This window comes from Streptomyces sp. NPDC030991 (assembly GCF_055571235.1).
Genome location: NZ_JBVIFR010000017.1, coordinates 154,494 through 172,763, shown reverse-complemented (window position 1 = coordinate 172,763; position 18,270 = coordinate 154,494). Strand labels below are relative to the sequence as shown.

At 73.5% G+C, this 18,270-nt stretch carries 15 protein-coding genes and 1 rRNA gene; 12 read left to right on the top strand and 4 right to left on the bottom strand.

Features of this window, described 5'->3' with window-relative positions; all coding sequences use genetic code 11:
- Positions 1 to 93 (top strand): 5S ribosomal RNA (gene rrf / locus ACZ45E_RS28905); the annotation flags it as partial.
- A gap of 1,553 nt (positions 94 to 1,646) precedes the next feature.
- Positions 1,647 to 2,468: a tetratricopeptide repeat protein gene (locus ACZ45E_RS28900; RefSeq protein ID WP_468225941.1), complete on the top strand. Its 822-nt coding sequence runs from the start codon at positions 1,647 to 1,649 to the stop codon at positions 2,466 to 2,468.
- 49 nt (positions 2,469 to 2,517) lie between these two features.
- On the opposite strand, the gene ACZ45E_RS28895 is transcribed toward ACZ45E_RS28900, so the two are convergent.
- Positions 2,518 to 3,801 (bottom strand): DUF1015 family protein, encoded by a 1,284-nt coding sequence (locus tag ACZ45E_RS28895; protein WP_468225915.1) that lies wholly within the window; start codon positions 3,799 to 3,801, stop codon positions 2,518 to 2,520.
- Positions 3,802 to 3,872: 71 nt separating this feature from the next.
- Here ACZ45E_RS28895 and ACZ45E_RS28890 point away from each other — a divergent pair, with 71 nt between their 5' ends.
- The 4 genes from ACZ45E_RS28890 to ACZ45E_RS28875 all read left to right on the top strand — a co-directional run bounded on the left by ACZ45E_RS28890 (position 3,873) and on the right by ACZ45E_RS28875 (position 8,164).
- A complete protein-coding gene (locus ACZ45E_RS28890; protein ID WP_468225912.1) occupies positions 3,873 to 4,925 on the top strand; it encodes an HAD hydrolase-like protein in 1,053 nt (350 codons plus the stop codon).
- A 187-nt stretch (positions 4,926 to 5,112) separates the two neighbouring features.
- A complete protein-coding gene (locus ACZ45E_RS28885) occupies positions 5,113 to 6,159 on the top strand; it encodes a FecCD family ABC transporter permease (RefSeq protein WP_468225909.1) in 1,047 nt (348 codons plus the stop codon).
- Positions 6,160 to 6,242: 83 nt separating this feature from the next.
- Entirely contained in the window at positions 6,243 to 7,271 is a 1,029-nt protein-coding gene (locus tag ACZ45E_RS28880; protein ID WP_468225939.1) for a FecCD family ABC transporter permease, read from the top strand.
- A complete protein-coding gene (locus tag ACZ45E_RS28875) occupies positions 7,268 to 8,164 on the top strand; it encodes an ABC transporter ATP-binding protein (RefSeq protein WP_468225906.1) in 897 nt (298 codons plus the stop codon). The genes ACZ45E_RS28880 and ACZ45E_RS28875 overlap by 4 nt, the downstream gene beginning before the upstream one ends.
- Here ACZ45E_RS28875 and ACZ45E_RS28870 read toward each other — a convergent pair.
- The gene (locus ACZ45E_RS28870; protein WP_468225903.1) at positions 8,148 to 8,495 is read right to left on the bottom strand and encodes an SCP2 sterol-binding domain-containing protein; all 348 of its coding nucleotides are present in this window, start codon (positions 8,493 to 8,495) and stop codon (positions 8,148 to 8,150) included. The two genes, ACZ45E_RS28875 and ACZ45E_RS28870, sit on opposite strands and share 17 nt — an antisense overlap.
- A 42-nt stretch (positions 8,496 to 8,537) precedes the next feature.
- Between ACZ45E_RS28870 and ACZ45E_RS28865 the strand changes: the two genes are divergently transcribed.
- The 6 genes from ACZ45E_RS28865 to ACZ45E_RS28840 all read left to right on the top strand — a co-directional run bounded on the left by ACZ45E_RS28865 (position 8,538) and on the right by ACZ45E_RS28840 (position 14,689).
- Complete coding sequence (locus tag ACZ45E_RS28865) at positions 8,538 to 8,804, top strand: hypothetical protein (protein ID WP_468225901.1); 267 nt, start codon at positions 8,538 to 8,540, stop codon at positions 8,802 to 8,804.
- 7 nt (positions 8,805 to 8,811) lie between these two features.
- The gene (locus ACZ45E_RS28860; RefSeq protein ID WP_468225898.1) at positions 8,812 to 9,627 is read left to right on the top strand and encodes a TlyA family RNA methyltransferase; all 816 of its coding nucleotides are present in this window, start codon (positions 8,812 to 8,814) and stop codon (positions 9,625 to 9,627) included.
- Positions 9,624 to 10,535: an NAD kinase gene (locus ACZ45E_RS28855; RefSeq protein ID WP_468225895.1), complete on the top strand. Its 912-nt coding sequence runs from the start codon at positions 9,624 to 9,626 to the stop codon at positions 10,533 to 10,535. The genes ACZ45E_RS28860 and ACZ45E_RS28855 overlap by 4 nt, the downstream gene beginning before the upstream one ends.
- A 268-nt stretch (positions 10,536 to 10,803) precedes the next feature.
- On the top strand, positions 10,804 to 12,528 hold the full coding sequence (gene recN, locus ACZ45E_RS28850; RefSeq protein ID WP_468225936.1) for a DNA repair protein RecN: 1,725 nt from the start codon (positions 10,804 to 10,806) through the stop codon (positions 12,526 to 12,528).
- Between the two features lie 14 nt (positions 12,529 to 12,542).
- Complete coding sequence (locus ACZ45E_RS28845; RefSeq protein ID WP_468225893.1) at positions 12,543 to 13,343, top strand: hypothetical protein; 801 nt, start codon at positions 12,543 to 12,545, stop codon at positions 13,341 to 13,343.
- 170 nt (positions 13,344 to 13,513) lie between these two features.
- Complete coding sequence (locus ACZ45E_RS28840; protein WP_468225890.1) at positions 13,514 to 14,689, top strand: glycosyltransferase family 4 protein; 1,176 nt, start codon at positions 13,514 to 13,516, stop codon at positions 14,687 to 14,689.
- A 13-nt stretch (positions 14,690 to 14,702) separates the two neighbouring features.
- On the opposite strand, the gene ACZ45E_RS28835 is transcribed toward ACZ45E_RS28840, so the two are convergent.
- Positions 14,703 to 16,364 carry a PucR family transcriptional regulator gene (locus tag ACZ45E_RS28835; RefSeq protein ID WP_468225887.1) on the bottom strand — a complete coding sequence of 554 codons (1,662 nt, stop codon included), beginning with the start codon at positions 16,362 to 16,364 and terminating at the stop codon, positions 14,703 to 14,705.
- Positions 16,365 to 16,409: 45 nt separating this feature from the next.
- Positions 16,410 to 18,212 carry a glycoside hydrolase family 15 protein gene (locus tag ACZ45E_RS28830; RefSeq protein WP_468225934.1) on the bottom strand — a complete coding sequence of 601 codons (1,803 nt, stop codon included), beginning with the start codon at positions 18,210 to 18,212 and terminating at the stop codon, positions 16,410 to 16,412.
- Positions 18,213 to 18,270 lie beyond the last annotated feature (58 nt).

Sequence of the window (18,270 nt, the reverse complement as noted above, 5' to 3'; positions counted from 1 at the left end):
ACGCCCGGTTACATTTCGAACCCGGAAGCTAAGCCTTACAGCGCCGATGGTACTGCAGGGGGGACCCTGTGGGAGAGTAGGACGCCGCCGAACTATTTTTGAGAGGACCTTTGGTCCCGGCACACATGCTGGGACCAAAGGTCCTTTTTGTATTTCCAGAGCTCTTCTCGAAGCGCGCCGGCCCCTCGGCTGCGCGAGAATGACTTGCAGTACCAAAGACAGGAGTCACACCGATGTCCCCCAACTCTCCCGACGAGCGACCGGAGCGCGACCTGCGCCGCCGGGACAGTGGTGACCGGGGCGGCTACCGCAGCGGTGGCGCTCCGCGCGGCGACCGGCGGGACGACCGCCCCCAGGGCGACCGAGACCGTGGCCCGCGCCGTGACGGCGACCGGCCCCCGTTCCGTCGCGATGACCGCCGCAGTGACAGCCGCGGCGGCGACAACCGTGGCGGCGACAACCGTGGCGGTGGCTTCCGTCGCGATGACAACCGTGGTGGTGACAACCGCGGTGGTGGCTTCCGTGGTCGCGACGACAATCGCGGTGGCGACAGTCGTGGCGGTGGCTTCCGCCGTGACGACAACCGTGGTGGTGACAACCGCAGCAGCAGCGGTGGCTTCCGTGGTCGTGATGACCGTCCCTCGTTCGGTGGCGGCGACCGTGACCGGGACCGTGGTCCGCGTCGCGATGGTGACCGGCCCCCCTTCCGCCGCGATGAGCGGCGTGACGACAACCGTGGCGGTGACAACCGCGGTGGCGGCTTCCGTCGTGACGACAACCGCGGTGGCGACAACCGCAGCGGCGGCGGCTTCCGCGGCCGTGACGACCGTGGCGGCGACAACCGTGGCGGTGGCTTCCGTCGCGATGACAACCGCGGTGGTGACAACCGCAGCAGCAGCGGTGGCTTCCGTGGTCGCGACGACCGTCCCTCGTTCGGTGGCGGCGACCGTGACCGTGGTCCGCGTCGCGATGGCGACCGGCCCCCCTTCCGCCGCGACGACCGGCGTGACGACAACCGTGGCGGCGACAACCGCGGTGGCGGCTTCCGTCGCGATGACAACCGCGGTGGCGACAACCGCAGCAGCAGCGGTGGCTTCCGTGGTCGTGACGACCGTCCCTCGTTCGGTGGCGGCGACCGTGACCGGGACCGTGGTCCGCGTCGCGATGGTGACCGGCCCCCCTTCCGCCGCGACGACCGCCGCGATGACAACCGAGGCGGCGACAACCGCAGCAGCAGCGGCTTCCGTGGTCGCGACGACCGTCCCTCCTTCGGCGGCGGCGGCGACCGTGACCGGGACCGTGGTCCGCGTCGCGATGGCGACCGGCCCCCCTTCCGCCGCGATGACCGGCGTGACGACAACCGTGGCGGCGACAACCGTGGCGGTGACAACCGCGGTGGCGGCTTCCGCCGTGACGACAACCGCGGTGGCGACAACCGCAGCAGCAGCGGCGGCTTCCGCGGCCGTGACGACCGTGGCGGCGACAACCGTGGCGGTGGCTTCCGTGGGCGCGACGACCGTGGCGGGCGGCCCGCCGGCGGCGGGTACCGCGGACGTGACGACCGTCGGGACGACCGGCGCGACGACCGCCGTGGTGGCGGGAGTTACCGCGACGAGCGGGAGCGGGATCGCGAGCCGATCAAGCGGCTGCCGATCCCCGAGGACGTCACCGGGTTCGAGCTCGACAAGGACGTACTGCAGGAGTTGCAGTCCCTGCCAAAGGGGCTCGCGGAGGATGTCGCCAAGAACCTGGTGATGGTCGCCCGGCTGATCGATGAGGACCCCGAAGGCGCTTACGGGTACGCGAAGGTCGCGCTGCGGCTCGCGTCGCGGGTCGCCGCTGTCCGTGAGGCCGTCGGGTTCGCCGCCTACGCGAACCAGAACTACAGCGAGGCCCTCGCCGAGTTCCGGGCCGCGCGGCGTATGACCGGACGCGTAGAGCTGTGGCCCGTGATGGCCGACTGCGAGCGCGGGCTCGGGCGGCCGGAGAAGGCGCTCGAGATGGCCGGGGCGCCCGAGGTGCAGAAGCTCGACAAGGAGGGGCAGGTCGAGATGCGGCTCGTCGCCGCCGGGGCCCGGCGCGACATGGATCAGCTGGACGCCGCCATCGTGACGTTGCAGAGCCCCGAGCTGGCCTCGAACTCCGTCCAGCCCTGGACCGCGCGGCTTCGGTACGCGTACGCCGACGCGCTGCTGGCCGCCGGCCGGGAGGACGAGGCCCGCGAGTGGTTCGCCAAGGCCGCGGAGTCCGACAAGGACGGCAGCACGGACGCCTCGGACCGGCTGGCCGAGATGGACGGTGTCGAGTTCGTGGACGCCTTCGCCGACGATGACGATGACGAGGACGACAGCGCGGGCGACGACGCCGGCGAAGGCGTCATGGTGTCGGACGAAAACGACGACGACGAAGACGACGAAGACGACGAAGACGACGAGGACGACGAGAAGAAGGGCGCCGACGAGAAGTAGGCGGCGCATGGTGTGACGTGACGGGCGGGTTCCTTCGGGGGCCCGCCCGTCAGTCGTTGGTGAGCGTGCGCAGGACCAGGCCCGTGGCAGGTTTCGGGCCGAACGACGTCGACTTGCGGGGCATCGTCACCCCCTGACGGGCCAGCTCGCGGACGACCTCCTCGCGGACCGGGTGCATGAGGACCGCCGTGCCGCCGTCGTGCCGCGCCTTCTCGACCGTCGCCTCCGTGTCGTGGATGTACGTGACGTCGGCGGGGGAGTCCTCGGCGATGCCCCAGACGTGCGCGAGGAGCGTGGAGTGCAGGACTGTCGCGTCCAGCGTGCGCCACTCCTCGGGGCGGTCCGCCGGGATCGTCCGGTCGAGGAGGGCCGGGTCCGGACGGTCCAGCAGGTGGTACGTGTCGGCGGCGCCGGTGAGGAGGAACGCGTTGCCGTGCTGTGCCGCTTCGGCGAGGGCCCCCATCGCCCCGGGGAGCGGGCCCGCGACGTCTCGTACGCGGAAGAAGGGGGCGGCCGCCGCGAGGGCCCGGTCGATCGGGAGGCGGTTCAGGAGCCGGTGGATGGCGCGGACGCGCAGCGGGTAGCGGGCCGTGTCGACGAGGAGGACCAGACCCCGGTCCCACGGGGTGGGCGACGGGTGTTCGGCGCGCAGCCGCAGGTAGGTCGCCCAGCGGTGGTGGCCGTCGGCGATCAGGGCCTGGTGCCGGGCGAGGTCGTCGTGGATCCTCCGGATGTCCGCCGGGTCGGTGATGGACCACAGGCGGTGGCTGTAACCGTCCTCGGTGGTCGTGGCCAGGAGCGGAGTGCTGTCGACGGTACGTTCGATGACGGCGGTGGCGCCCGTCGCGTCGCCGTCGCCGCGGTAGGTCAGCAGGAGCGGTTCGAAGTTCGCCGCCGTGGTGCGCATCAGGCCCACGCGGTCCTCGACCACGTGCGGCATGACGTCCTCGTGCGGCAGGACCACGCCCTCCGACGCCTCGGACAGGCGCAGGGCGCCGATGAGGCCGCGCTGGAGCAGCTCGCCGTCGCGCTGCTCGTAGACGTAGAGGGCCGGCTCGGCGTCGGGGGCGAGGACGCCCTCGGCGAGCCAGCGGTGCAAGGTGGCGGCCGCCTGGTCGTTGCGTGCCTGCGGCGACCCCGAAGGACCGGCCTGCGGAAGGATGAGACGGACGATGTTGTGCGGGTCCGCGCTCTCCAGGTGCAGCAGGCCGTCCGGGCGGACGACGACGTCGTACGGGGGAGAGGTGACGGCCGCGAGACTGCCGATGCGCTCGGGGACGTAGCGCACCCCGCGGAAGGGGCGCAGATCCAAGCCGTCACCTGCAGTGTTCATCCGTGCATCGTACGAGTGTCGGTGGTGTGGGGGATGATCGGGGGAGTGGGATCGAGGAAGGGCGATACAGAATGAGCCAGAGTGCGAGCGGTGCGTCCGGCGGCGGGCCGAGGACGCGGCCGGAGAGCAGCGCGCGGGCGTTGAGCGAGGCGTACGACACCGCGCTGCTCGACCTGGACGGGGTCGTGTACGCGGGCGGTCAGGCCATCGCGCACGCCGTCGAGTCCCTGGCCGACGCGCGCGAGGCGGGGATGGCGCTCGCGTATGTCACCAACAACGCGCTGCGGACCCCCGACGCCGTCGTCGAGCACCTGGGCGAGCTCGGGATCCCCACCGGGTCCGGCGATGTCATCACGTCGGCGCAGGCCGTCGCGCGGCTCATCAGCGACCAGGTGCCCGAAGGGGCGCGGGTGCTGGTGATCGGCGGGGAAGGACTGCGGGTCGCCCTGCGGGAGCGGGGGCTCGTGCCGGTCGACTCCGCCGACGACGAGCCTGTCGCGGTGGCGCAGGGGTACGGCGGTCCTGACATGGCGTGGGGGCGGTTCGCCGAAGCCTGTTATGCCATCGCGCGGGGCGTGCCGTGGTTCGCCTCCAACACCGACCTGACAATCCCGAGCGGGCGCGGCATCGCTCCGGGGAACGGGGCGGCGGTCGAGGTGGTCCGGATCGCGACGGGGGCGGAGCCGCAGGTCGCGGGGAAGCCGCTGCCGCCCATGCACCGGGAGACCATCCTGCGCACCGGGGCCAAAACGCCGCTGGTCGTGGGGGACCGGCTGGACACGGACATCGAGGGCGCCTTCAACGGGGAGGTCGATTCGCTGCTGGTACTGACCGGTGTGACCGACGGGGCGCAGCTGCTGGCCGCGCCGCCGCAGCACCGGCCGACGTACGTGGACCGCGATCTGCGCGGGATGCTGACCGGACAGCCGGAGGTGACCGAGGAGCAGGGCGGGTTCCGGTGCGGCGGATGGACCGCTTCGGCCGGCGACGAGCGGGTGGAGCTGGAGGGCGACGGCGACGCGATCGACGGGCTGCGCGCGCTGTGCGCCGCCGCCTGGACGGCCGCCGGTGACGGGGCGTGCGAGCTGGACGCGGCGAAGGCGTTGGAGCGGCTGGACCTGTAACGAGCGAGCGGGCCGGCCCCTTAAGTGCGAGCGGGGCCGGCTCGGGCAGACCGCCCGCCATGGTCCTCCGGCAGGCTGCCGCGGCCGGTCCTCCGGATGGCACCTCCGGATGGCTGCTGCCCCGGGGAGACGCCTGTCTCGGCGCAGCAGGATGTGGCCGATTCGGAGGATAGGCTAGCCTAACCTCGTGTTGGTCGACAGCCCCCCAGAAACGCGCGCGGACCCCGCTCCCGCGCCCCCCGGCCGCCGTGCGGTGCTCCGCACGGCCGGGCTTCTCGCCTCGGTCGTCGTGCTGCTCGCCGTTCTTGTGGCGAGTATCGCCGTCGGCGCCAAACCGCTCGCTCTGGACCAGGTCTGGCACGGGCTGTTCCACGACACCGGTACCTATGCGGACATCGTCGTCGGTGAGCGGGTCTCGCGGACGTTGCTCGGCCTGCTGGCCGGGCTCGCGCTCGGCCTGTCCGGCGCGGTCCTCCAGGCGCTGACCCGCAACCCGCTGGCCGACCCGGGCATCCTCGGCATCAACATGGGCGCCTCCGCCGCCGTCGTGACCGCCATCAGCTTCTTCGGGGTGACCTCGTTCAGCGGCTACGTGTGGTTCGCCTTCTTCGGCTCCGCCGTGGTCGGTGTCCTCGTGTACGTCCTCGGCGGCACCCGCAGCGCGACCCCGGTGCGGCTCGCGCTCGCCGGCACCGCGATCACCGCGGCTCTGTCCGGCTACCTCTACGCGGTGATGATCACCGACGACGTGGCGCTCAACCGCATGCGGTTCTGGCAGGTCGGATCGCTGGCCAGCGCCAAGATGGACACGATCCAGCAGGTGCTGCCGTTCATCGCCGTCGGCGCCGTGCTCGCCCTGGGACTGGCCCGGCCGCTCAACGCGATGGGCATGGGCGACGACACGGCCCGCGCCCTCGGCGCGCACCTCGGCCGCACCCGCGCGCTGAGCATGGCCGCGGCGACCCTGCTGTGCGGTGCCGCGACGGCGGCCTGCGGGCCCATCGTCTTCGTCGGCCTGATGGTGCCGCACATCGTGCGCTCCTTCACCGGGCCCGACATGCGCTGGATCCTGCCGTACGCGGCGGTGCTCTCGCCCGTCCTGCTGCTCGGCGCCGACGTCGTCGGCCGGCTGGTGGCCCGCCCCGCTGAACTCCAGGTCGGCATCGTCACCGCCGTCATCGGCGCGCCGGTCTTCATCGTTCTCGTACGACGCCGGAAGTTGGCCCAGCTGTGAAGACGACGACGAAGACGACGAAGTCAGTGCAGACGAAGAAGAAGTCAGCGCAGACGACGAAGTCAGCGCAGACGACGAAGTCAGTGAAGGCGCTGCGCACCCCGGGCGGGCTCTCCGTGCGGCTCGACGTCCGCTCGACCGTCGTCGTGGCCGTCCTGGTCGTGGCCGCGCTCGCCGCGAGCGTCGTACTGATCGGCACCGGTGACTTCCCGATCCCGGCCCTCGACGTGCTGCGCACCCTGGCGGGCCACGGCGACGCCGGGCAGGAGTTCATCATCAACGACCTGCGGCTGCCGCGGGTCCTCGTCGGCCTGCTGGTCGGCGGCGCGCTCGGCCTGTCCGGCGCCCTCTTCCAGTCCATCTCGCGCAACCCGCTGGGCAGCCCCGACGTGCTCGGCCTCGGGCAGGGTTCGACCGCCGGCGCGCTCGTGATGATCGTGATCTTCGGCGGCAGCGCCACGCAGGTCGCGCTCGGCGCGCTCGTCGGCGGACTCGTCACCGGTTTCGCGATCTACGTCCTCGCGTGGAAGCAGGGTGTACACGGCTACCGGCTCGTCCTCGTCGGCATCGGCGTCTCCGCGTTCGTCACTGCCATCAACGGTTATCTGCTGACCAAGGCCGACTTCGTGGACGCCGCCCGCGCCACCGTGTGGATGACCGGCTCCCTCAACGGCCGCGGCTGGGAGCAGGTGTGGCCGCTGCTCTTCCTGTTCGCCGTGCTCGTCCCGGTCGTCGCCGTGTTCGGGCGTCCGCTGCGGATGCTGGAGATGGGCGACGACTCGGCGGGCGCCCTCGGCATCCGTGTCGAGCGCACCCGGCTGCTGCTGCTCACCGCCTCCGTCTTCCTGACCGCGGCCGCGACCGCCGCGGCCGGGCCCGTCACCTTCGTGGCGCTCACCGCCCCACAGATCGTGCGGCGCCTGACCAAGTCGCCCGGTCCGAACCTGATGGCCGCCACCTGGATGGGCGCGACGCTGCTGATCGTCGCCGACCTGGCCTCGCAGCGGTTGTTCGGCGCGGACCAGCTGCCCGTCGGTGTGGTGACCGGCGTCGTCGGCGGCGCCTATCTCCTGTGGCTCCTGGTCACCGAGCGCAAGGCGGGGCGGATATGAGCGCCCGCACGCACACCACTCAGGCGGACCAGCCGCACCGGAACCAAAGGAGCACCGCAGTGAACAGGCTGATAGCCGACGACGTGACCCTCGGATACGACCAGCGCGTCATCGCCGAGAAGCTGTCCGTGGAGATCCCCGACAACTCCTTCACGGTGATCGTCGGCCCGAACGCCTGCGGCAAGTCCACGCTGCTGCGCGCCCTGTCGCGGATGCTCAAGCCGAGCGCGGGCCGCGTCCTGCTGGACGGCGACGTCATCCAGTCGATGCCCGCGAAGAAGGTCGCCAAGAGGCTCGGCCTGCTGCCGCAGTCGTCGGTCGCGCCCGACGGCATCACCGTCGGCGACCTCGTCGCCCGCGGCCGCTACCCGCACCAGGGCCTGCTGCGCCAGTGGTCGCCGGAGGACGAGACGGTCGTACGGGAATCCATGGAGTCCACCGGCGTCGCCGAACTCGCCGACCGGTACGTCGACGAACTCTCCGGCGGTCAGCGCCAGCGCGTGTGGATCGCCATGGCGCTCGCCCAGCAGACGCCGCTGCTGCTGCTCGACGAACCGACGACCTACCTCGACATCCAGCACCAGATCGACGTCCTGGATCTCTGCGCGGAGCTGCACGAGGAGCAGGGGCGCACCCTCGTCGCCGTCCTGCACGACCTCAACCACGCCGCTCGGTACGCCACCCACCTCATCGCCCTGCGCGGCGGCGAGGTGATCGCCGAGGGCGCTCCGAAGGAGATCGTCACCGCTGACCTCGTCGAGCGTCTCTTCGGGATGAAGTGCCAGGTCATCGACGACCCGGAGACCGGGACCCCGCTGGTCGTGCCGGCCGCCCGCAAGGCGCGGCAGCAGGGCCACCCGAAGGCCCCGGCCGTGGCTAGAGCAGCGTCCTGAGGCGCAGCAGGTCGCGGAAGGAGGCTTCCAGCCTGACCCGGCCCGCGGCCCACGCCTTCGCGAAGTTCAGCCGGCCGTCCACCATCGCCACCAGGTCGTCGCCCGACATCGCGAGGCGGATCCGCGCCTTCTCGGCGGGCGGACCCGGCCGCGTGTCCAGGACCACGATCCGGCCGCCGCCGATGCGCCCGGAGAACGTCACGTCCAGGTCCGTGACGTGGCAGCTCAGCGAGCGGTCGAGCGCGGCGGCGGCCCGGACGTCGCCGTCCGCGCCCGCCATGCTGTCCGAGAGTCTGTCGAGTGCCGCCCGGCACTCCTCCGTCGTCGCCATCGTGATCGACCGTACACCGGGCTTCCGGGGTAGCGTCTGGGCATGAGTGAGACTCCCGCCGAAGCCGAGGGCCCGCCCCCGGGCGAACTGTCGTACGAGCCCGCGGCCCCGGCTCCCCTCGGCATCGAGCCCGCCCCCACCGGCCACGACGAGGTGGACGCGCTGCTGGAGCGGCTCCGCGACGTCGACCACCTCGCGGCGGACGGACACGTCGAGGTGTACGAGGATGTACACCAGGGACTGCGCACCGCGCTGACCGCGCTGGACGCCGGCCCCCGGCCTTCATCGACGTACGAGCACAGGAGCTGAACCGACCGTGGCAGGTGTGGCACGTCGCCGCCTCGACGCCGAACTCGTCCACCGCAAGCTGGCCCGCTCGCGGGAGCACGCCAGTCAGCTCATCGCGGCGGGGCGGGTGAGCGTCAGCAAGATCGTCGCGACCAAACCCGCGACGCAGGTGGACACGGGGGTGTCGATCGTCGTCGCCTCGGACGACAGCGACCCCGACTACGTCTCGCGCGGCGGGCACAAGCTGGCGGGCGCGCTGGCCGCGTTCGGCCCGCAGGGGCTCGTGGTGAAGGGGCGGCGGGCGCTGGACGCCGGGGCGTCGACCGGTGGCTTCACCGACGTCCTGCTGCGGGCCGGGGTCGCGCACGTCGTCGCCGTCGACGTCGGGTACGGGCAGCTCGCCTGGTCCCTGCAGAGCGATGAACGCGTCACCGTCAAGGACCGTACGAACGTACGCGAACTGACGCCGGAAGCGATCGACGGGGTGCCGGTGGACGTGGTGGTCGGGGATCTCTCCTTCATCCCGCTCGGCCTCGTGCTGCCCGCCCTGGCGCGGTGCGCGGCGCCCGACGCGGACCTCGTGCTGATGGTCAAGCCGCAGTTCGAGGTCGGCAAGGAGCGGCTCGGCAGCGGGGGCGTCGTGCGCAGCCCCGAGCTGCGGGCCCAGGCCGTGCGGGGCGTCGCCGCGCAGGCGCACCAGCTCGGGCTCGGCGTCCGGGGCGTCACCGCGAGCCCCCTGCCGGGGCCCTCAGGGAACGTCGAGTACTTTCTGTGGCTGCGCGCCGGTGCGCCCGAACTGGACCCGGCCGACGTTGACCGTGCAGTGGCGGAGGGGCCGCGTTGACACAGACCCGAGCTCGTACTGTTTTCCTGCTCGCGCACACCGGGCGGCCCGCGGCCATCCGCAGCGCCGAACTCGTCGTCCAGGGGCTGCTGCGCAACGGCCTCGGGGTACGGGTGCTGGCCTCGGAGGCGGCCGATCTGCCGCTGCCGCCCTCCGTGGACCTGGTCCAGGAGGCCACCCCCACCCCGGCCTGCCTCGACGGGTGCGAGCTGCTCATCGTCCTCGGCGGTGACGGCACGCTGCTGCGCGGCGCCGAGTTCGCCCGGGCCTCCGGGGTGCCGATGCTCGGGGTGAACCTGGGGCGCGTCGGCTTCCTGGCGGAGGCCGAGCGCGACGACCTGGACCAGGTCGTCGACCGGGTCGTCACCAAGGAGTACGAGGTCGAGGAGCGCATGACGATCGACGTCGTCGTGCACCGCAACGGCGACATCGTGCACCGCGACTGGGCGCTGAACGAGGCCGCCGTCCAGAAGACCGAGCCGGAGCGGATGCTCGAGGTGGTCCTGGAGATCGACGGGCGGCCCGTCACCGGGTTCGGCTGCGACGGGATCGTGTGCGCGACCCCGACCGGGTCGACGGCGTACGCGTTCTCGGCGGGCGGGCCCGTGGTGTGGCCCGAGGTCGAGGCGCTGCTGATGGTGCCGATCAGCGCGCACGCGCTGTTCGCGAAGCCGCTGGTCACATCGCCGAACTCGGTGCTCGCCGTCGAGGTGCAGCCGCACACGCCGCACGGCGTGCTGTGGTGCGACGGGCGGCGGACCGTGGAGCTGCCCGCGGGGGCGCGCGTGGAGGTACGGCGAGGGGCGGTGCCGGTGCGGCTCGCGCGTCTGCACCACGCGGTCTTCACCGACCGCCTGGTGGCCAAGTTCGCGTTGCCGGTGGCCGGGTGGCGCGGGGCGCCGCACTAGGGCCTGCCGTCGGATACCCGCCGGCCACCCGGAGGACGTACCCGCCAGCCACCCGGAGGACGTACCCGACGGCCACCCGGTGGGTGGGGCGGACGGGGAGGCCGGGACAGGGCCTGGGGCCGGTCATCGCCGGTCACCGGATCGTGGCCGACCCAGGGTGCGTCGTGGCTGGTCGTGGCGTTCCCCGCGCCCCTTTCGGGGCACCTGGGCCGGGGCCCGTCGCACAGACGGCCTCCGACCTCGTAAGGTCGTGTCCGTGTTGGAGGAGATGCGGATACGGTCGCTCGGAGTCATCGACGACGCGGTGGTCGAGCTGTCACCCGGCTTCACGGCGGTGACCGGCGAGACCGGCGCGGGCAAGACCATGGTCGTCACCAGCCTCGGGCTGCTGCTCGGCGGGCGCGCCGACCCCGCACTCGTGCGGATCGGCGCGAAGAACGCCGTGGTGGAAGGGCGCATCGCCGTGCCCGCCGGTTCGGGTGCGCTCGCGCGCGCCGAGGAGGCCGGGGCCGAGCTGGACGACGGAGTGCTGCTCGTCAGCCGCACCGTCTCGGCCGAGGGGCGCTCGCGGGCGCACCTGGGCGGGCGGTCGGTGCCGGTGGGTGTCCTCGCCGAGCTCGCCGACGAGCTGGTCGCCGTGCACGGCCAGACCGATCAGCAGGGCCTGCTGAAGCTCGGCCGGCAGCGGCAGGCGCTCGACCGGTACGCCGGGGACGCCGTCGCGGTGCCGCTCGCCAAGTACGCGGCCGTGTACAAGCGGTTGAAGGCGGTCAGTACCGAACTGGACGAGATCACCACGCGCGCCAGGGAGCGGGCGCAGGAGGCGGATCTGCTGCGCTTCGGGCTCGACGAGATCGCCGCCGTCGAGCCGCGCGCCGGGGAGGACGTGGAGCTGGCCGAGGAGGCGTCGCGGCTCGGGCACGCGGAGGCGCTCGCCTCGGCCGCCGCCGCCGCGCACGCCGCCCTCGCCGGGAACCCCGAGGACCCGGAGGGCGTCGACGCCACGACCCTGGTGGGCGGCGCGAACCGGGCACTGGACGCCGTACGGTCCCACGACCCGGCGCTGGCCGCGCTCGCCGAGCGGATCGGCGAGGTGCAGATCCTGCTCACCGATGTCGCCGCCGAACTCGCCGGGTACGCCGACGACCTGGACGCCGACCCGCTGCGGCTGTCGGCCGTGGAGGAGCGGCGGGCCGCGCTCACCCAGCTGACCCGGAAGTACGGCGAGGATGTCGCCGGCGTCCTCGGATGGGCCGAGGCGAGCGCCGCGCGCCTCCTCGAACTCGACGGCGACGACGAGCGGATCGACGAGCTGGCCGCCGAGCGCGAATCGCTGCGCGGTGAACTCGGCGCGCTGGCCCAGGGGTTGACGAACGCCCGCACCGAGGCCGCCTCGCGGTTCGCGGCCGCCGTCACCGACGAGCTGGCGTCGCTCGCGATGCCGCACGCCCGGGTCTCCTTCGACATCCGGCAGAGCGAGACCGGCGCGGGCGACGGCGTCGAGGTCGACGGCCGCACCGTGGTCTGCGGGCCCAGCGGGGTCGACGAGGTCGAGCTGCTGCTCGCGCCGCACCCCGGGGCGCCGCCCCGCCCCATCGCCAAGGGGGCGTCCGGCGGTGAGCTGTCCCGGGTGATGCTCGCGGTCGAGGTGGTCTTCGCGGGCACCGACCCGGTCCCCACGTACCTCTTCGACGAGGTCGACGCAGGTGTCGGCGGCAAGGCGGCCGTCGAGATCGGCCGCCGGCTCGCCAAGCTCGCGAAATCCGCGCAGGTCGTGGTCGTCACGCACCTGCCGCAGGTCGCGGCGTTCGCCGACCGCCAGCTGCTGGTGGAGAAGACCAACGACGGAACGGTGACGCGCTCCGGTGTCACCGTCCTCGAAGGTGAGGACCGCGTACGGGAGTTGTCCCGGATGCTCGCGGGCCAGGAGGACTCGGAGACGGCGCGGGCCCACGCGGAGGAGCTCCTCGAAGCGGCCAGGGCCGATGTGTAGCTCCTCGCGGGCCGATGCGCGGGTGCCGGGGTGAACGCGTGACCGCCGTCGCCCGCGCCCTGCCCTCCGCCGCCCTCGCCGCGGGCGTCACCCATGCCGCCCGCACCGCCCTGCGCCGCACGAAGCCGGGCGGCGCGGGACGGTGGGAGCGGACGAACCACGCGGGCCGCACCGTCGATCTGTGCCCCGGGCCCGCCGCCGCGGTCGGTGTCGCGGCGGGAGCGCTCGGCGCGGAACCGGGGACGCGGACCGCCACCCTCCTCGCCACGCTCGCGGCCGGGGCCTGCGGCGCCTACGACGACATGGCCGGGGCCGGCGATCCGCGGCGTGGTTTCCGCGCGCACCTCGGGGCGCTGCGGGACGGTGAACTGACCAGCGGCGCCGTCAAGTTGTTCGGCGTCTCGGCGGCCGGGCTCGTCGCGGGCACGCTGCTGAAGGAGCGCAGCGCCGACAAGGTGCTCGCCGGAGTCGTCGTCGCGGGCACCGCGCACCTCCTCAACCTGGTGGACGTACGCCCCGGGCGCGCGGCCGGGACCGCTCTCGCCCTGGGCGCCGCCGGTCTGCTGCGCGGGTCGCTCACCGCCGCGCCGATGGGGGCCGCCGCTGCCGTGCTCCCCGACGACCTCGCGGAGCGCGGCATGCTCGGCGACGCCGGGGCGCACGCCCTGGGCGCCGCGCTCGGCGTGGCGATCGTCGCGGGCAACGGCAGGGCCGGGCTCGCCGCGCACGCCGCCGGTCTCGTGGCGGCGGCCGCGGCCGGGGAACGCGTGAGCGCGTGGGCCCGCCAGGACCTCACGTCGGCCGGCCGGACGTAGGGCCCCGGCCGGGGATCGGGGCGGGCCGGCCCCTCACCCGTGCGGGTGGTCCGGTGCGCCGGGTTGCCCGGAGGCCGCCCGGTGGGGGACCGTGGCCGGTGCCGGAACGTCCGTACGGGCTGGCATCCTGGCCTGGACCACTCGAACCGACCCCACAGGAGCCCCGCCGCGTGAGCCACGTGAGCAGCTACTCAGCGCACGGACAATCGCCGCTGCGCACCGTGCAGGTGCTGGGTGGCGGCAGCGCGGGCAGCAGCGCCCATGTCCGCTCGCTGGCCGCCGGCCTGGTCGCCCGAGGCGTGCGCGTCACCGTGTGCGCGCCGTCCGAGGCCGAGCGCGCGTACGGGTTCGGCGACGTCGGCGCCCACCATCTCGCGGTGCCGCGCCGGAGCGACCCGGCGTCCGTCGCCGCGCTCCGGGTGGCCTGCGCCGACGCCGACCTGGTGCACGCGCACGGGCTGCATGCCGCGCTGCGCGCCTCCCTCGCGCTCCACGGCCGCCGGATCCCGCTCGTCGTCACCTGGCACACCCGCTCCTACGCGGAAGGGGCCCGCGCCCATCTGCTGCGCATCCTGGAGCGGCGTGTGGCCAGAGCGGCGTCCGTCGTCCTCGGCACCTCCTCCGACCTGGTCGACCGGGCCAGGGCGCGCGGCGCCCGCGACGCCCGGCTCGCCGCGGTCTCCTTCCTGCCGCGCCGCCCGGAGCACGTCGACCCCGCAAGCGCCGGCAGCCCCGGAAGCGTCAAGGAGGCCGAGGACGCCGAGGACGCCGAGCGCGCCCGCCACAAAACCCGGGCCGAACTCGGCGCCGTGGACCGCCCGTTGCTGATGGCCGTGGGCAGCCTGGAGCGGCACCGGGGCTACGACGTGCTGCTCGACGCCGCCCACGCCTGGCTCGACCGCGACCCCTCGCCGCTGCTCGTCATCGCCGGTGAAGGGCCCGAACGGGCCGCGCTCCAGCGGCGTATCGAGACGGAGCGGCTGCCTGTGCGGCTCGTGGGCCGGCGCGACGACATCGCCGAACTGCTGCCCGCCGCCGATGTCGCGCTGCTGCCGAGCAGCTGGGAGTCGCGCTCGCTGCTCGCGCAGGAGGCGCTGTACGCACGGGTGCCGCTGGTGGCGACCGCGGTCGGCGGCATCCCCGAACTCGTGGGGGAAGCGGCCGAATTGGTGCCCTACGGCGACGCTCCCGCGCTCGCCCGGGCCGTCGAGCGGCTGCTGTCCGACCCCGTGCACCGTGCGCGGCTCGTGGACCGGGGCAGCGCGCAGGCCGCGTCCTGGCCGACCGAGGACGCCACCATCACCCAAGTACTCAGTGTCTACGACGAGTTGACCGGGGCCTTCTGAGCCGCCCGGCCGCCTACGACAGATGGTGGCGGGCCCGCAGCGCCAGGCTCAGCGCGAGCACCGTCTGTGGATCGTCCAGGTCGGTGCCGAGCAACTCCCCGATCCGGGCGAGGCGGTTGTAGAGGGTCTGCCGGTTCAGATGCAGCTCGCGCGCCGTCTCCGCCTTGCGGCCCGCGTGCGCGAGGTAGACCTGGAGCGTCGGCAGCAGGGGCGGCTTCGCCCGCCGGTCGTGGTCCCGGAGCGGGCCGATCGCCCGCTCCACGAACGCCGCCAGAGCCCCCTCGTCGTGGCAGTGCAACCGCCACAGCAGCAGGTCGATGTCCAGGCGCCGCGCGTCGTACCACGCCCTGTCGTCCAGGCCCTGGGCCGCGGTCGCCGTCTCCGCCGCGTGCCGCAGACCCGCCGCCGCCGCGGCCCAGCCGCCCGCGCCGCCGACCACCACGACCGGCGCCTTGGCGCCCGCCCGTCGCATCCCGGCCCGGTCCACGCCCGCGCGCAGCGCCACGGCGACCCGCTCCGCGACCGCCGGCCGCTCCGACTCCGCGCGCAGCCCGAGCAGCAGCGGCACCCGCCCCTCGACGGGGCGTACGCCCAGCAGGACCGGCACTCCGACCGAGGCAAGCTCCTCCGACACGGCCCGCGCGAGCACCGCCCAGCCGCCGCCGGGGGAGAGGCCCACCGAACCGGCCGACGCCTCGGGCAGCCGCATCACCACCGGCAGCAACGGCCCCTGGCCGGTGGGCCGGAATCCCAGGACCCGGGCCTGCGCCGGGGCGTCCTCCGGCGTGATCCGGCCCTCCGCGAGATCGGTGAGGAAGTCGCCGCGCCCCCGCGCCGCCAGCTCCTCCTCCTGCCGGGCCTGCATCAGCACCACGGCCAGTGACCCGGCGGCCCGCTCGGCCGCGATCCGGTGCACCGGCGCGAGCGGCGCCGACACCGGGAGCAGCACGAGCCGCGCCCGCACCGAACCGGCGCCCGGACCACCGCCCGGCACGTCCACGAACACGGCCCCGCCCGGCGGCTCGTCCTGGTGCGTCGAGCGCATGCCCTGCCACACCTGGAGCGGGTCGGCGGCGTCGGCCGCGACCCCGGCCGCGTACAGGAGCTGTCCGTCGACGGTCTCCAGGAAGACCGGGTTGCCGCTGAACTCGGCGAGGATACGCAGTACTTGGGGGACGCCGCCGCCGTCGAGGAGGGCCTGCGTGCAGCGCCGGTGCACTTCCTCGGCCCGCTGGAGGAGTGCGTAGTGCCCGTTGACGATCTCGGTGTGGATCTCCTCCGTGACCGTCACGAAGGGCACCTCGCGGTGCAGCTGCACCAGGGGCAGGCCAGCTGCCCGCGCCGTCTCCACGAGCGCCGCGGGCAGCCGCGCGAACCGCTGCCCCAGCTCGATCACCAGCGCCGCGATGCCCCGCTCGGCCAGCTTGCGCACGAAGGCCCGCTGCTCGGCGGGCCGGGTCCCGATGCCGTACCCCGTGCTCAGCAGCAGCTCGCCGCCCTTGAGCAGCGACGCGATGTTCGGCACCTCGCCGGCGTGCACCCAGCGCACCGTCCGCCGCAGCCGGTCCGCGCCCGCCACCACCTCGGGCAGCCCGCTGCGCAGCCCCGGCAGCTCCAGGGCGCGCTGCACGGTGATGCCGCCTGGGGCGTTCTGCGGGGTGAGGGAGCTGTCCATGGAGCGGACGGTACCGGCGTGTCCGCCCCGTGGGCATCCCGGGGGTCAGCCGCTGTACGCCCCCGATGAGGTCAGCCGCAGTGCCGTGTCGATCAGCGGCACGTGGCTGAACGCCTGCGGGAAGTTCCCGACCTGCCGCTGCAGGTGCGGGTCCCACTCCTCGGCGAGCAGTCCCAGGTCGTTGCGGAGGGCGAGCAGCTTCTCGAAGAGCTTGCGGGCCTCGTCGACCCGCCCGATCATCGCGAGGTCGTCCGCCATCCAGAACGAGCAGGCGAGGAACGCCCCCTCGTCGCCGGGCAGCCCGTCCAGGCCGGCGCTGTCACCGTCGGTCGGGTACCGCAGGATGAACCCGTCCGTCGTCGACAGCTCCCGCTGGATCGCCTCGATCGTGCCGATGACGCGCTTGTCGTCCGGCGGCAGGAAGCCCATCTGCGGGATCAGCAGCAGCGAGGCGTCCAGCTCCTTGCTGCCGTACGACTGCGTGAACGTGTTGCGCTCCGCGTCGTAGCCCCGCGCGCACACGTCCCGGTGGATGTCGTCGCGCAGCTCGCGCCACCTCTCCAGCGGCCCGTCCGCCTCGCCCGACTCCAGCAGCTTGATGGTCCGGTCGACCGCGACCCACGCCATCACCTTCGAGTGCACGAAGTGCCGGCGCGGTCCGCGCACCTCCCAGATGCCCTCGTCCGGCTCGTCCCAGTGCTTCTCCAGGTACTGGATGAGCTTCAGCTGGAGCAGCGAGGCGTAGTCGTTGCGGGCGAGGCCCGTCATGTGCGCCAGGTGCAGCGCCTCGGTCACCTCGCCGTACACGTCGAGCTGGAGCTGGTGGGCCGCCCCGTTCCCGACGCGCACGGGCCCCGAGTTCTCGTAGCCGGGGAGCCAGTCGAGCTCGGCCTCGCCCAGCTCACGCTCGCCCGCGATGCCGTACATGATCTGCAGGTTCTCCGGGTCGCCCGCGACCGCCCGCAGCAGCCACTCGCGCCAGGCGCGGGCCTCCTCGCGGTAGCCGGTGCGCAGCAGCGACGACAGGGTGATCGCCGCGTCCCGCAGCCACGTGTACCGGTAGTCCCAGTTGCGGACGCCACCGATCTCCTCCGGCAGGGAGGTGGTCGGCGCGGCGACGATGCCGCCGGTCGGCGCGTACGTCAGCGCCTTCAGCGTGATCAGGGAGCGCACCACGGCCTCGCGGTAGGGGCCGTGGTACGTACAGTGCTCGACCCACTCGCGCCAGAAGTCCTGCGTCGCGGTGAGGGCGCCCCGCGGATCCGGCAGCGGCGGCTGGTCCTTGTGCGAGGGCTGCCACTGGATGGTGAACGCCACCCGCTCGCCCGGGCCCACGGTGAAGTCGGAGTACGTCGTCAGGTCCTTGCCGTACGTCTCCGCCTCCGAGTCCAGCCACACGGAGTCCGGTCCTGCCACCGCGACCGTGCGCCCCTCGACCTTGTGCACCCATGGCGTGATGCGCCCGTACGAGAAACGCATCCGCAGCGCGGAGCGCATCTGGACGCGCCCGGTGACCCCCTCGACGATCCGGGTCAGCTGGGGCGCGCCGTCGCGCGGCGGCATGAAATCGGTGACGCGGACGGTGCCGCGCGGGGTGTCCCACTCGGATTCGAGGATCAGGGAATCCCCGAGATAGCCGCGGCGCGTCGCGGCCGGCGGCTCCGCGCCGGCCGCGTACGCGGGGCCGAGGCGCCAGAAACCGTGGTCCTCGGTGCCGAGCAACCCGGCGAAAATGGCATGCGAGTCGAAGCGGGGCAGGCACAGCCAGTCCACTGTGCCGTCCCGGCAGACCAGGGCGGCGGTCTGCATGTCTCCGATAAGTGCGTAATCCTCGATGCGCCCGGCCACGTGCGTCTCCAGTCGAACGGCCACGTACGCCCCCGAACCGCGCCAGCGTGTCGAGGGG